This is a genomic window from Rhodanobacter sp. Root480 (assembly GCF_001426645.1).
Taxonomy (GTDB): domain Bacteria; phylum Pseudomonadota; class Gammaproteobacteria; order Xanthomonadales; family Rhodanobacteraceae; genus Rhodanobacter; species Rhodanobacter ginsenosidimutans.
In genome coordinates, this window is record NZ_LMEX01000004.1 from 14,811 (window position 1) to 27,379 (window position 12,569).

The following is a 12,569-nucleotide window of genomic DNA, read 5'->3' on the forward strand; positions in this document are numbered from 1 at the left end:
GGCAAGAGCCGATGCGTGGCGACCCGTCGCGGAGAGGTGAGGCTGTTCCTGTTTCCGCATGCCGCCATTCCTTGCCGAAGATTCTCGATTCACGATGCCTGCTCCCGGTTCTTATTGACCCAGTGCCTGGACCAGCCGCACGCGGCGGTTGTCAGGCACTTCGTTGTAAGCGAGTACGTGCAGGTTTTGTGCCACATGGCGGGTAAAGCGTGCGAGCCATGGCCGCAACTGTGGCGCAACCAGCAAAACGGCCGGTTCGCCGGTGACTTCCTGGCGCCGCGCAGCGTCAGCGACGCTCTGCTGCAGGCGGTCGGCCAGGCCCGGTTCCACCGCGGCGCCAGCCACGCCGCCGCCGGACAGCGAATTCATCAGGATCTGTTCGAGCTCCGGCGCCAGCGTGATCACCGGCACCTCGGTGCCCAGGCCGGTGATCTCCTGCACGATCTGGCGACCCAGCGCCACGCGCACGGCGGCGGTCAGAACGCCGGGATCCTGACTATGAGTGGCATGTTCCGCCAAGGATTCGACGATGCTGCGCATATTGCGGATCGGCACGCGCTCGGCCAGCAGGTTCTGCAGCACCTTCACCACGGCGCCCAGGGTCAGCCGCTTCGGCACCAGGTCCTCGACCAGTTTCGGTGCGGTGGCAGCCAGGCGGTCCAGCAGCTGCTGCACGTCCTGGTGGCTGAGCAATTCGTGCGCGTGGTTTTGCAGGATATGCGACAGATGGGTGGCGATCACGGTGGCCGGGTCGACCACGGTGTAGCCGTAGCTCTGGGCCAGATCGCGCTGGCCGCTGTCGATCCACACCGCTTCCAGGCCGAACGCCGGGTCCCGCGTGGCGATGCCTTGCAGGGTGCCGTGCACCTGGCCGGGGTTGATCGCCATCAGGCGCTCGGTGTGCACCTCCGACTCGCCCATCGGCACGCCCATCAGGGTGATGCGATAAGTGTTGGGGCCCAGATCCAGGTTGTCGCGGATATGCACCGCCGGCACCAGGAAGCCCAGCTCCTGCGACAGCTTGCGGCGCACGGACTTGATCCGCCCCATCAGCTCGCCGCCCTGGTGCGTGTCGACCAGCGGAATCAACCGGTAGCCCACCTCCAGGCCCAGCGGGTCGACGCTGGCCACGTCCTCCCAACCCAGTTCCAGACGCTCGGGCGCCGCGGTAGCTTGCGGCGCTTCGGCCACGGCTTCGGCCAATTGGGCGCGGCTATCGCGCTCGCGTTTCAGCAGCAGCCACGCGGCGCCGGCGCAGGCCGCGCCCAGCAGCAGGAAGGCCACGTTCGGCATGCCGGGGATCACGCCCATCACGGTCAGCACCGCAGCGGCCACGCCCAGCGCGCGCGGCTGGCCGAACACCTGGCCGAACACCTGCTTGCCCATGTCCTGGGATTTCGACACGCGGGTGACGATGATCGCCGCGGCCACCGACAGCATCAGCGCCGGCACCTGCGCCACCAGGCCGTCGCCGATGGTCAACAAGGTGTAGGTGGAGGCGGCCTCACCGGCCGACAGGCCGTGCTGCATCACGCCGACGAAGAAGCCACCGACGATGTTGATGATCAGGATCAGGATGCCGGCGGTAGCATCGCCGCGCACGAATTTCGAGGCACCGTCCATCGAGCCGTAGAAGTCCGCCTCCTCGCGCACTTCCTGGCGGCGATCGCGCGCCTGTTCCTGGGTCAGCAGGCCGGCGTTCAAGTCGGCGTCGATCGCCATCTGCTTGCCGGGCATCGCGTCCAACGTGAACCGCGCGGTCACCTCCGACACGCGGGTGGCGCCCTTGGTCACCACCACGAAGTTGATGATGGTGATGATGATGAACACCACCAGGCCGACCGCGAAGTTGCCGCCGATGACGAACTCGCCAAACGCCTCGATCACCTTGCCGGCGGCGCCGGGGCCGTCATGGCCGTGCAGCAGCACCACACGGGTGGAGGCGATGTTCAGTGCCAGGCGCAGCAAGGTCGCCATCAGCACCACGGTGGGAAACGCCGCGAACTCCAGCGGCCGCATCACGTAGACCACCGCCAGCAGGATCACCAGCGACAGCGCGATATTGAAGCTGAACAACATGTCGAGCAGGAACGGCGGCAGCGGCAACATCAGCATCGCCAGCATCACCAGCATCATCACTGGTGCGCCAATTCCCCGTCGGGCGAAGTGTTTGAAATTGCCTAGTACGTCTGCACCCGTCATGGATTTGACTCGTCATGTGTCGCGATAAGGCCCCATCAGTTCAGGATCGACGTCGGGGACCGGTGCCGCGGGCGGTGTCTCGCCCTGCGCCGTTGCTTGCTTCAGCTGGTAGACGTAGGCCAGTACCTGCGCCACCGCCACGTACAGGGCGGCAGGAATTTCCCGCCCTATTTCCGTGGTTGCATACAAGGCGCGTGCCAACGGCGGCGCTTCGACCATCGGAATGTGATGGGAGCCCGCCACCAGGCGGATTTGCTGGGCCAGCACGTCCACGCCCTTGGCGATCACCCGGGGCGCGCCCATGTGGCCATCGTCGTAGCGCAGCGCCACCGCGAAGTGGGTGGGGTTGACCACCACCACGTCGGCTTTGGGCAGGTCTTCCATCATGCGGCGGCGTGCCTGCGCCTGCTGCACCTGGCGGATGCGCCCCTTCATCTCGGGGTTGCCCTCGCTCTCCTTCATCTCGTCCTTGATTTCCTGCTTGGTCATGCGCAGGTTCTTGCTGTGGTCGTACTTCTGGTAGAGCGCGTCGATGCCGCCGATCAGCGCCAGCATCGAGCCGAACCATAGCGCGGCCCTGCCCATCAGGCTGATCGACTGGGCAATGCCGGCCGTCACCGAGCCGCTGCCAGTCGCCTGCAGCTCGCCCTGCCAGTGGCGCAGCAGCAAGGCCAGCACCGCGCCGATAAACAACAGTTTCAGCAGTGCCTTGCCCAGCTCCACCAGGCCACGCATGGCGAAAATCTTGCCCAGCCCCTTGATCGGGTCGAGCCGCTCGAACTTCGGCTCCAGCGCCTTGGCGCTGAAATTCAGCCCGCCCAGCAACAAGGGCGCCGCCACCGTGGCCAGCATCGTCGCCGCCGCCACCGGCCAGAACAGCGCCATCGCCTCGTGCATCGCCGCCACCAGCGCGCGGCCGGGCAACGCGTCGGAAAACAGCGCATCGCGCGAATAGTGCAACCCCAGCGAAAAAATCCGCTGCGCATGCAGGTACGCGCTGGGGCCGCTGCTCATCAAGGCCGCCACGCCAGCCAGCACCACCATCGCGCCGGACAGATCGCGCGATCGCGGAACCTCGCCCTTTTCGCGGGATTCGCGAAGGCGTTTTTCGGTAGGTTGTTCGGTTTTTTCCTGGTCGCTGTCGTCAGCCACGGCGTCAGCTCCCTATGAGGTTGCGCATTAGCGACCAGGCGTCGCCCTGCAAGGCCTCGAACGCACCGGGCAGGCTGCGCAGCGACAACCACAACGCAACGAAACCCAGCGACACGGTGATCGGAAAACCCACCGCGAACAGGTTCATCGACGGCGCCGCGCGGCTGATCGCCGCAAAGCCGATGTTCACCACCAGCAGCGACGTCATCGCCGGCAACGCCACCCGCACCGAGCCGGCAAACAGCTCCGCGCCAAAACTGGCCACCGCGTGCAGGCCATTGGCGTTGATCGCCGGCACGCCCGGCGGCAAGGTATGAAAGCTGTCGGCAAGCAGCGCAATCAAGCGCAAGTGGCCGTCCATCACCAGAAACAGCAGCGTCACCAGTATCAGGTAGAACTGGCTCAACACCGGCGAGCTGCCGCCGGCCTGCGGATTCACCACTTCGGCGAAACCCAGGCTCATGCTCTGCGCAATCAGGGTCCCGCCCAGCGACACCGCCTCGAACACCAGCTTCAACACGAAACCGATGGCCGCGCCGATCAACACCTGCCCCGCCATCGTCGCCACGCCTTCGGCGCTCAGCGGATCGATCGTGGCCGAGGCCATCGGCGCCAGCACCAGCGTCAACACCACCACCACGCCCACCCGGATCCGCGCCGAGATCACCGTGGCGCTGAAAACCGGCGCCACCAGGCACAGCCCGCTGACCCGCGCCAACGCCCAGAACAGGCTACCCATCCAGGCCGGCAGCTGCGCCAGATCCAGCCCTGTCATCTGATCGCACTCGGCAGGCTTTCGATCAACTGCTTGGTGAACTGCACCAGCACCCGCAGCATCCACGGCCCGGTGACCAAGGCCACCAGCGCCATCGCAATCAGCTTGGGGATGAAGCTCAGGGTCATCTCGTTGATCTGCGTGGCCGCCTGGATCACGCCGATCAGCAGGCCCACGGCCAGCGCAGTCAGCAACAACGGCGCAGCCACCAGCATCGCCACATACAGCGCGTGCTGGCCAAACTCCATGACGGATTCAGGCGTCATGGGTTGCTCCGTGGTGTGCACACCCCTGTAGGAGCGCACCCTGTGCGCGATGCTCTTGCTCTGGATTTTTGTAGGAGCGACTTCAGTCGCGACGCTTTTGGTTGGTCGAGCAAGAGCGAGAGCTCTCGATCGCCGTTGGCGCTCGAAGGCGATCGAAAGCTTTTGCTCTTGCTTGACCAGAGAGCGTCGCGACTGAAGTCGCTCCTACAGGTCATCGGTGCGACACAAGCAAAAGCATCGCGCACAGGGTGCGCTCCTACAGATGGCGTAGCCTGCGCGGTCACGTGTAGAAGCTCCCGGCCAGGGTGCCGAGCAGCAGCGTCCAGCCATCGACCAGCACGAACAGCATGATCTTGAACGGTAGCGAGATGATCATGGGTGAGACCATCATCATGCCCATCGACATCAGCACGCTGGCCACCACCAGATCGATGATCAGGAACGGCACGAACAGCAGGAAGCCCATCTGGAACGCCGTCTTCAACTCGCTGGTGAGGAAGGCCGGCATCGCCACCTTGAACGGCACGTCGGCCTTGCTGGCGTACGGTTTTTCCTTGGCCAGCCGGGTGAACAACTGCAGATCCGCATCGCGGGTCTGGTCCAGCATGAAGTGCTTGAACGGCGCGGTGGCCGCCGGCAGCGCCAGCTCGGCGCTGAGGTTGCCATCCATGTACGGCTTCACACCCTCGTCGTAGGCCTTGGTCAGCACCGGCGACATCACGAACAACGTGAGGAACAGCGCCAGCCCCAGCAGCACCTGATTGGGTGGCGTGGACTGCGTGCCCAATGCCTGGCGCAGGAAACCCAGCACGATGATGATGCGAGTGAACGACGTCATCATCAGCAGGATCGCCGGCAACAGCGTCAGCGCCGTCATCAGCGCAAGCACCTGCAGCGACAGCGTCCAGTTCTTGGCGCCGTCGGCGGCGGTCTGCACGTTCAACACCGGGATGCCCGGCGTCACCGCCCACGCGCCCAGCGGCAGCACCACCAGCAGTGCTGCGATGATCCAGCGCCAACGCTTCATGAGCGGCGCTTCCAGCGTGCCAGCAGGTCGCTGGCACTGGGCAGGGGCTTGATCGGCTCCGGCTCGCTTGGCGCGGGCACTTCACCGTCGTACACGTGCAGCGTGCGGGTACCGCCTGCGCCCATGCTTACCAGCAGGCGCTTGCCGTCGGCATCGATCAGCAACAGGCGCTCGCGCGCGCCCACCGCGAAGGTTTCCACGCAGCGGATGCGGCGCCCACCCATGCCGGGGCGACGCTGCAACCGGCGGGTGAGCCAGCCGGCCACAACGATCAACGCAATGATGCCGAACAGGCTCAGGATCACCCGCACCAGTTCGCTGGCGGGGTCGAATTCGGCGGCGGCTGGTGCGACCGCCAGCATGAGGGCCAGGGTATTCATCGCAGTTTGCGCACGCGTTCCGCGGGGCTGATCACGTCGGTCAGGCGGATGCCGAACTTCTCGTTGATTACCACCACTTCTCCGTGCGCCACCAGGGTGCCATTGACGAACACATCCAGCGGTTCGCCGGCGGCACGATCCAGTTCCACCACCGAGCCCTGGTTGAGCTGCAGCAGGTTGCGGATGCTGATGCGGGTGCGCCCCACTTCCATCGCCAGGGTCACCGGCACATCCAGGATCATGTCGAGGTTGACCTCGCCCAGGCCGCCGGGGAGGTTCTGCAGGGAATCGAACTGGACGCGTTCGCTCGGGTCGGCAACCGCGCTGTCTTCGGTGGACTGGTTCATGCTGGCTTCTTCTCTGTCTGGTGATCGCCGGACATGCGCCTTTCGCGCCGCCCGGCCTGGGTATGGAAACGCACCGCATTGCGGCCGTTGGATTGGCCGTAGCTGCCGCGGAACACCGGCACGTCCTCGGCATAGACGGTGGTCAGTTCGGGCAACTGGATCGGGATGACGTCGCCCGGACGCAGGTGCAGGAACTCGCCGATGCTGAGCCGCGTTTCGAGCAGCAGCGAACTCAGCGCCACCTCGGCGTCGAGCACTTCCTCATGCAGGAACTCGGCCCAGCGATCGTCGCGATCGACCCGATCGCTCTGCACGCCGGCGTCCAGCAAGGTGCGGATCGGCTCGACCATGGCGTACGGCAAGGTAAGATGGATTTCGCCGCCACCGCCATCGAGCTCGACGTGGAAGCGCGACACCACCACCGTCTCGGTGGGACTGACGATGTTGGCGAACTGCGGGTTGATCTCGGAGTTGATGTATTCGAAATCCAGCCCCAGCACCGGTGCCCACGCTTCGGTCATCGCGCCGAACAGCTCGGTCAGCATGATCTGGATGACGCGGTTTTCGGTGGCGGTGAAATCGCGGCCTTCGATGCGCGCGTGGTAGCGGCCATCGCCACCGAAGAAGTTGTCGATCACGGTGAACACCAGCCGCGGCTCGAATACCACCAGCGCACTGCCGCGCAGCGGCTTGATACGCACCAGGTTCAAATTGCTGGGCACCGCCAGGCCATGCACGTACTCGGTGAACTTCACCATCTTCACGCCCAGCACCGACACTTCGCAGGTCTTGCGCAACACGTTGAAGATCGCGGTGCGGAAGAATCGCGCAAAACGGTCGTTGACCATTTCCAGCGTGGGCAGGCGCCCGCGCACCAGCCGGTCCTGCTGGGTGAAGTCGTACGAAAGCACGGTGCCCGGCGGCAGCGGCTCGTCGGTGCCGGTGGTGACATCGCCACCTTCGACGCCGTCCAGCAACGCGTCGATTTCGTCCTGGGAAAGCAGATCGCTCATCGCGGCGTCCCGGTCACTGCATCACGAAGCTGGTGAAGTACAACGCATCCACGCCGGGCCTTCCCAGGCGCGCCTGCACGATCTTGCGCACCGCCGCCAGCGCCTGCGCCTGCAGCTTGTCGCGACCGGCGGTATTGCTGATGATCGAGTATTCCTGGCTGCTGAAAAGCGACACCAGCGCATCACGGATCACCGGGTCGGCGGCCTTGGCCGCGGCCAGCGCATCGGCGTCATGCGACATCAGCGTGATGCCCACCTGCAGATAGCGCAGCGACTCATCGTCGCGAAAATTGACCACGAACGGCGGATCGAGCGGCAGGTACAGCTCCGCCTTCGACGCCGGGTTGGCGTTCTTGGCCTCGGCCTTGGCGTGCATCGTCTTGTAGGCGAAGCCGCCACCGCCAAGCGCCAACAGCAGCAGCACCAGGCCGATGATCATCGCGAGGGGACTTTTCTTCTTCGGTGCAGGTGGTGCCTCAACCCGCCCTTCGTCGGCTACAGCCATGGAAAACCTCGGTCTCAGTTTCAGGGGAAAGCCCGTGCAACCGGGCGATGCCCATCAGAAGCAAACCGTGTGCCATCGGCGAAAAGCGCATGGCAGCTAGGATCTGGCGGAGACGCGCGGGCAACGTGGCGCTTTCTTGACGCCTGGCGGCAGGTTGACGTGACGCTTTGGTGCCGGGATGGGAATTCGCAGGGACGACAAAACTGTGGGACAGGAACATGCATGCCCGTGGCGGGCGCTGCTTTGCGATTCCCTATTCCCTATTCTCCGTTCCCGCCTCAGGCAAACGCATCCAGCAAGCCGACCGAAACGGGTGATGCCGCCAGGCCATGGATGTCGCCGACGTCATCGATTCCAGCGCCTTCGGCGGTTTGATGCTCACCACCGTTGTGGCTGCCGCGGTCGTGCTGGCCGACTTCGGTGTGGCCCAGCGAGAGTCCGTGCTGGCCCAGCATCTGGTCGAGCTGCGGCAGGCTTTGCTGCACGGCGGCTACCGCGCCGGGGTGTTGCGCGTTGAACACCACGTCGACCCGACCGTGGTTGACGCTGACCTTGATGTCGAGCTGGCCCAAATCCTCCGGATTCAACCGGATGCGTGCCTGCTTGACGTCCTGCCCACCCAGCCAGGCCACTTGCTGGCCAAGCTCCTGGGCAAAGCCGTGGCCGCCCGCGGGTGTGGGAATCTGCAATTGATGCACCGTCGGCGCCGCCTGGGTGCCGGTGCTGTGCGACGTCAGCGCGGCGGCTGGCTGGGTCGCCGCATCGCCGGGTTTGTCGACGGCGGCGAGCCGGGTTTCGCTGGCGGCGAGCCGGGCCTCGCCCGCGGCAAGCATGATCCCGGCACCTGGCGGCAAGGCCGTGATGTCTGCGGTCGCGTTGGCGGCGGTACCAGTGGCGGCCGTGTTCAATTTCAGCAGGGCCGCCGCGCCGGCGTCGCCAGCCACGGCCTTGCCGGCGAAACCGACCTTCGCGTCGGCAAGGCCAGCAAGCGGCGGTCGCAAGGTGGTGGTGGCAGGCCCGAGCAGGGCCAGCATCGCACTGGCCAGCGCCGCGGCCGGGGTGTCGCCATCGGCCGGCGCGTCGTCGTCGATGTCCTTGGTGATCGCGGTTGTCTCGACCGCGGTGCCGGCGACGGCCTTGGCGGATACGGCCGCCGGCGCGCTCGCGGCAGGCGGCGTGTCCGCCGTCTTGCCGGCCTGATCACCGGACGGCGCCTTCTTGCCGTCGTCAGCGGGCGAGGCCTGCTTCTGGCGGGCGGCGTCGAGTTGCTGATCGAACTTGCCGGGGCTGGATGCCGCTTCGCGCGGCTCGGGCGTCGGTGTGGCGCGCGGAACGGCGGCGGGGAGAACAGCGGCGGTAGCGGTCATGGCGAAGTGACTCCGTCAGCAGTGGCGTACGTGGGCGACAACAGGCCGTGCGCACGCCGGGTAGCGAAAAACAGGCGGCAGGTGCGCGCCCGGCGCACCCTCCATACCCCGAATGAAAGGCAAGATCCGCGCCATCAGCGTGGCCGCCGGTATTGCATGCGTTCGTCGATCTCGGCCTGCTCGTGGCGGTCGGCGGCCTGGCGCTCCTCTTCGAGGCAATGTTCGATCACGCTGTCGAGCGCGCTTTCGCGCGCATGCGCCTGGTGCCAGCGGCCGCGCACCTGGTCGAGCAGGCGCTGCAGGCGGGCAACCTCGCTGGTCTGCTGCGCGATCGCCTGGTCGATGCGCTCGACGAATTTCTGACGGTTCAGCAGCGCACTCACGGTCAGGCTGCCGTCGCCGTTGCTGGCGTATTCCTGGCGGTAGCGCTTCAGCTCGCCCAACTGGTGCTCGCCCTTGGCCAACTGCTGCTGTTGCAAGGCCAGTTGCGCCAGCGCCTCCTCGGTGCGTTGTTTCGCCTGATCCACCGCCGGCTGCAATTGCACTGCGCGCGAACTCATCCGGGCACCTGCTCGGCCAGTTCATCGAGTTTGGTGATGGCCATCTCGAGCGTCATCGGTTCATCCACCTCCTGCTGCAGGAAGGCGCGCAGTTGCGGCCACATGTCGATGGCCAGATCGACCTGCGGGTCGGAGCCTTTCTGGTACGCGCCCACGGCGATCAGGTCGCGCTGCTGGCGATAGGCGGAATAGACCTGGCGGAAACGCTGCGCCGCGCGCAGATGCTCGCGTGCCACCACGGCGGGCATCACGCGGCTGATCGACGCCTCGATGTCGATGGCCGGGTAATGCCCGGCTTCGGCCAGGTCGCGTGACAGCACGATATGGCCGTCCAGAATGGCGCGCGCCGCATCCGCGATCGGATCGTGGCGGTAATCATCGCCCTCGGTAAGCACGGTGTAGAACGCGGTGATCGAACCGCGGCCGTCCGCATCGTTGCCGGCGCGCTCGACCAGTGCCGGCATCATCGCGAATACCGAGGGCGGGTAACCCTTGGTGGCCGGCGGCTCGCCGATGGCCAGCGCGATCTCGCGTTGGGCCTGGGCGTAGCGGGTGATCGAGTCCATCAGCAGCAGCACGCGCATGCCGCGGTCGCGGAACCACTCGGCGATGGCGGTGGCGTACTGCGCGCCGCGCAAGCGTTTCAGCGGCGGCGCGTCGGCCGGCGCGGCCACGATCACGGCACGGCGGCGGCCTTCCTCGCCCAGCGTGTGCTCGACGAATTCCTTCACCTCGCGGCCGCGCTCGCCGATCAGCCCCACCACCACCACGTCGGCGTTGGTGTAGCGCGTCATCATGCCCAGCAGGGTGGATTTGCCCACGCCGGAGCCGGCGAACAGGCCCAGCCGCTGGCCGCGGCCCACGGTGAGCAAGGCATTGATCGCACGCACGCCCACGTCCAGCGGCGCATCGATGGGCTTGCGCGCCATCGGGTTGATCGGCTCGCTCTTCAGCGCCGCGTGTTCATCGGATTCCAGCGGGCCCAGGCCATCCAGTGGTATGCCATCGGCGCCCACCACACGGCCCAGCAGCGCATGACCCACCGGCAGGCCGCGGGTGTGTGCGCAGGGGCGGACGCGGGCGTTGGGCAATACGCCGTGCATGTCGCCGACCGGCATCAGCAGCAGCCGTTCGTCGGCAAAGCCCACGACTTCGGTATCCAGTTGCGCGCCGTCGGCGGTGTCGACCAGGCAGCGCGCGCCGAGCGCCGCTTCGCAACCTTCCGCCTCCAGCGTCAATCCCACGACCCGCCGCAGGCAGCCTTCGACCGCCAGCGTACGCACGGTCTCCGCGCGCGCCGTGCGCCGGGCCAGCTTCTGCTGCCACGACAGCTGCCGCGCGACGGTGTCGACCTGGGCATTCATGCGCCAGCCTCGTCGTCCACATCGTCACCGAGCACCGCATCGACCACCGCGGCCAGGCGTGCTTCGACGGTGGCATCGAGGCGGGAACGTTCGCTTTCCAGCTGGCAGCCGCCGCGCGTCAGGCTGGCGTCCGCGTGCAGTTGCCAATGGCTTTCGACCGCGCCCAGCTCGCGCAGCAAGGCCAGGTCATCGGGGTGAAGATGCACGCGCAGGTCGCGCGTGGCCGCGGGCAAGGCCGCGGCGGCCTGGCGCACGGCTTTGGCGATCAGGTCGGGGGACAATTGCAGCTCGCGCGCCACGACGCGCCGCGCCATCACGATCGCCAGCCGCGCCAGCTCCTGCTCGGTGCGGTCGTCGAGTGCCTGCAGCGGACGGGCGGCGGCCTCGCACAGTGCGTCGAAGCGCACCATGTTCTGTTGCAATTGCTGTCGCGCGGCAGCCAGCCCTTCGGCACGGCCGGCGGCATAGCCTTCCTCGCGCGCCTGCTGCTCCAGCGCTTCGAGATCGCGCACGGTCGGCTGCGGCGGGTCGTCCTTGCGGCGGTTCGGCAACTCGCCGTTGCCCACGTTGGGCAATTCCCAACGCTGCACATCAGGCCCGTTGCCGACGACCGCGACCATCAGACGAACTCATCGCCGCTGGAGGACAGGTTGAGCTGGCCGGCATCGGACAGCTTGCGGGCGATCACCAGCACCTCCTTCTGCGCCGCGTCGACGTCGCTCAGGCGCACCGGACCCTTCACTTCCAGGTCGTCGCGCATCATGTCGGCGGCGCGCTTGGACATGTTGGCGAAGATCTTTTCGCGGATGGCCGGTTCGGCGCCCTTCAATGCGGTGATCAGCGTGCCCGACGGCACTTCGCGCAGCAGCGTCTGCATGCCGCGGTCGTCCAGCTCGGCCAGGTCCTCGAACACGAACATCAAGTCCTCGATACGCCCGCTGAGGGCCTCGTCGTGAGTACGGATGGCACCCATCAACTCGGTTTCGCGACTGGACTCCATCGCATTGAGGATGTCGGCGGCGGCCTTGAGCCCGCCCACGTTGGCGGACTTCAGTTTCTTGGTGGTGCCGGAGAACTGACGCTCCATGATTTCATCGAGCTCGTTCAGCGCATGCGGCTGCACGCCGTCGAGCGTGGCGATGCGCATCACCGCGTCGCTGCGCACGCGCTCGGGCAGGTAGCCAAGTACCTCGGCGGCCTGGTCCGGTTCGAGATGCGCCAGCACCAGCGCGATGATCTGCGGATGCTCCTGGTTGATCATCTCGGCGATGGCGCGGCTCTCCATCCACTTCAGCGATTCCAGGCCCTTGCTGCTGCGACCCAGCAGGATGCGGTCGATCAGGCCGCCAGCCTTGTTCTCGCCCAACGCGTTGACGAGGATCTTGCGGATGTACTCCTCGGTGCCCACGCCCAGCGCGGTCTGCTGGCCCATGTCGGCGTCGAGCTTGTCCAGCACCACCTCGACCTGCTCGCGCGATACACCGGACAGGGCGGCCATGGCCGACCCCACCGCCTGCACGTCGCGCGCGCTGAGGTGCTTGAGCACTTCGGCAGCGTCCTCTTCGCCCAGCGTCAGCAGCAGAATGGCCGCACGCTGCGCACCGGAAATCT

General features: G+C 66.4%; 14 protein-coding genes. All 14 read right to left on the reverse strand.

Annotated features, from left to right (window positions below; all coding sequences use genetic code 11):
* Nucleotides 1-111: 111 nt before the first annotated feature.
* The 14 genes from flhA to fliG all read right to left on the reverse strand — a co-directional run bounded on the left by flhA (nt 112) and on the right by fliG (nt 12,567).
* Complete coding sequence (gene flhA, locus ASD22_RS14685; RefSeq protein ID WP_056085226.1) at nt 112-2,202, reverse strand: flagellar biosynthesis protein FlhA; 2,091 nt, start codon at nt 2,200-2,202, stop codon at nt 112-114.
* A gap of 12 nt (nt 2,203-2,214) precedes the next feature.
* The gene (gene flhB / locus ASD22_RS14690; RefSeq protein WP_056085229.1) at nt 2,215-3,354 is read right to left on the reverse strand and encodes a flagellar biosynthesis protein FlhB; all 1,140 of its coding nucleotides are present in this window, start codon (nt 3,352-3,354) and stop codon (nt 2,215-2,217) included.
* 4 nt (nt 3,355-3,358) lie between these two features.
* Nucleotides 3,359-4,129 (reverse strand): flagellar biosynthetic protein FliR, encoded by a 771-nt coding sequence (fliR, locus tag ASD22_RS14695; RefSeq protein ID WP_056085231.1) that lies wholly within the window; start codon nt 4,127-4,129, stop codon nt 3,359-3,361.
* Complete coding sequence (gene fliQ, locus ASD22_RS14700) at nt 4,126-4,395, reverse strand: flagellar biosynthesis protein FliQ (RefSeq protein ID WP_056085576.1); 270 nt, start codon at nt 4,393-4,395, stop codon at nt 4,126-4,128. Before fliQ ends, fliR begins: the two co-directional genes overlap by 4 nt.
* Before the next feature lie 280 nt (nt 4,396-4,675).
* Complete coding sequence (gene fliP, locus ASD22_RS14705; protein WP_007080071.1) at nt 4,676-5,422, reverse strand: flagellar type III secretion system pore protein FliP; 747 nt, start codon at nt 5,420-5,422, stop codon at nt 4,676-4,678.
* Nucleotides 5,419-5,802 carry a flagellar biosynthetic protein FliO gene (locus tag ASD22_RS14710; RefSeq protein WP_082520290.1) on the reverse strand — a complete coding sequence of 128 codons (384 nt, stop codon included), beginning with the start codon at nt 5,800-5,802 and terminating at the stop codon, nt 5,419-5,421. The genes fliP and ASD22_RS14710 overlap by 4 nt, the downstream gene beginning before the upstream one ends.
* Nucleotides 5,799-6,149, reverse strand: a complete 351-nt coding sequence (gene fliN, locus ASD22_RS14715) for a flagellar motor switch protein FliN (protein ID WP_056085233.1) — start codon at nt 6,147-6,149, stop codon at nt 5,799-5,801. The genes ASD22_RS14710 and fliN overlap by 4 nt, the downstream gene beginning before the upstream one ends.
* Nucleotides 6,146-7,162, reverse strand: coding sequence for a flagellar motor switch protein FliM (gene fliM / locus ASD22_RS14720; protein WP_056085235.1), 1,017 nt, complete (start codon nt 7,160-7,162; stop codon nt 6,146-6,148). The genes fliN and fliM overlap by 4 nt, the downstream gene beginning before the upstream one ends.
* A gap of 13 nt (nt 7,163-7,175) precedes the next feature.
* Complete coding sequence (locus ASD22_RS14725; RefSeq protein WP_056085236.1) at nt 7,176-7,667, reverse strand: flagellar basal body-associated FliL family protein; 492 nt, start codon at nt 7,665-7,667, stop codon at nt 7,176-7,178.
* Nucleotides 7,668-7,945: 278 nt separating this feature from the next.
* The gene (locus tag ASD22_RS14730; RefSeq protein ID WP_056085239.1) at nt 7,946-9,034 is read right to left on the reverse strand and encodes a flagellar hook-length control protein FliK; all 1,089 of its coding nucleotides are present in this window, start codon (nt 9,032-9,034) and stop codon (nt 7,946-7,948) included.
* Nucleotides 9,035-9,168: 134 nt separating this feature from the next.
* Nucleotides 9,169-9,594 carry a flagellar export protein FliJ gene (fliJ, locus tag ASD22_RS14735; RefSeq protein WP_056085241.1) on the reverse strand — a complete coding sequence of 142 codons (426 nt, stop codon included), beginning with the start codon at nt 9,592-9,594 and terminating at the stop codon, nt 9,169-9,171.
* Nucleotides 9,591-10,958 carry a flagellar protein export ATPase FliI gene (fliI, locus tag ASD22_RS14740; protein ID WP_056085242.1) on the reverse strand — a complete coding sequence of 456 codons (1,368 nt, stop codon included), beginning with the start codon at nt 10,956-10,958 and terminating at the stop codon, nt 9,591-9,593. The genes fliJ and fliI overlap by 4 nt, the downstream gene beginning before the upstream one ends.
* Complete coding sequence (locus ASD22_RS14745; RefSeq protein WP_056085244.1) at nt 10,955-11,578, reverse strand: FliH/SctL family protein; 624 nt, start codon at nt 11,576-11,578, stop codon at nt 10,955-10,957. The genes fliI and ASD22_RS14745 overlap by 4 nt, the downstream gene beginning before the upstream one ends.
* Nucleotides 11,578-12,567: a flagellar motor switch protein FliG gene (gene fliG, locus ASD22_RS14750; RefSeq protein WP_200946384.1), complete on the reverse strand. Its 990-nt coding sequence runs from the start codon at nt 12,565-12,567 to the stop codon at nt 11,578-11,580. The genes ASD22_RS14745 and fliG overlap by 1 nt, the downstream gene beginning before the upstream one ends.
* Between the last annotated feature and the right edge of the window lie 2 nt (nt 12,568-12,569).

Bases quoted from the DNA above. Each gene is read 5' to 3' on its own strand.
- fliI (WP_056085242.1), bottom strand. From the start codon at position 10,958: ATGAATGCCCAGGTCGACACCGTCGCGCGGCAGCTGTCGTGGCAGCAG.
- fliM (WP_056085235.1), bottom strand. From the start codon at position 7,162: ATGAGCGATCTGCTTTCCCAGGACGAAATCGACGCGTTGCTGGACGGC.
- ASD22_RS14745 (WP_056085244.1), bottom strand. From the start codon at position 11,578: ATGGTCGCGGTCGTCGGCAACGGGCCTGATGTGCAGCGTTGGGAATTG.
- fliN (WP_056085233.1), bottom strand. From the start codon at position 6,149: ATGAACCAGTCCACCGAAGACAGCGCGGTTGCCGACCCGAGCGAACGC.
- fliJ (WP_056085241.1), bottom strand. From the start codon at position 9,594: ATGAGTTCGCGCGCAGTGCAATTGCAGCCGGCGGTGGATCAGGCGAAA.
- fliP (WP_007080071.1), bottom strand. From the start codon at position 5,422: ATGAAGCGTTGGCGCTGGATCATCGCAGCACTGCTGGTGGTGCTGCCG.
- ASD22_RS14710 (WP_082520290.1), bottom strand. From the start codon at position 5,802: ATGAATACCCTGGCCCTCATGCTGGCGGTCGCACCAGCCGCCGCCGAA.
- flhA (WP_056085226.1), bottom strand. From the start codon at position 2,202: ATGACGGGTGCAGACGTACTAGGCAATTTCAAACACTTCGCCCGACGG.
- fliQ (WP_056085576.1), bottom strand. From the start codon at position 4,395: ATGACGCCTGAATCCGTCATGGAGTTTGGCCAGCACGCGCTGTATGTG.
- ASD22_RS14730 (WP_056085239.1), bottom strand. From the start codon at position 9,034: ATGACCGCTACCGCCGCTGTTCTCCCCGCCGCCGTTCCGCGCGCCACA.
- ASD22_RS14725 (WP_056085236.1), bottom strand. From the start codon at position 7,667: ATGGCTGTAGCCGACGAAGGGCGGGTTGAGGCACCACCTGCACCGAAG.
- fliR (WP_056085231.1), bottom strand. From the start codon at position 4,129: ATGACAGGGCTGGATCTGGCGCAGCTGCCGGCCTGGATGGGTAGCCTG.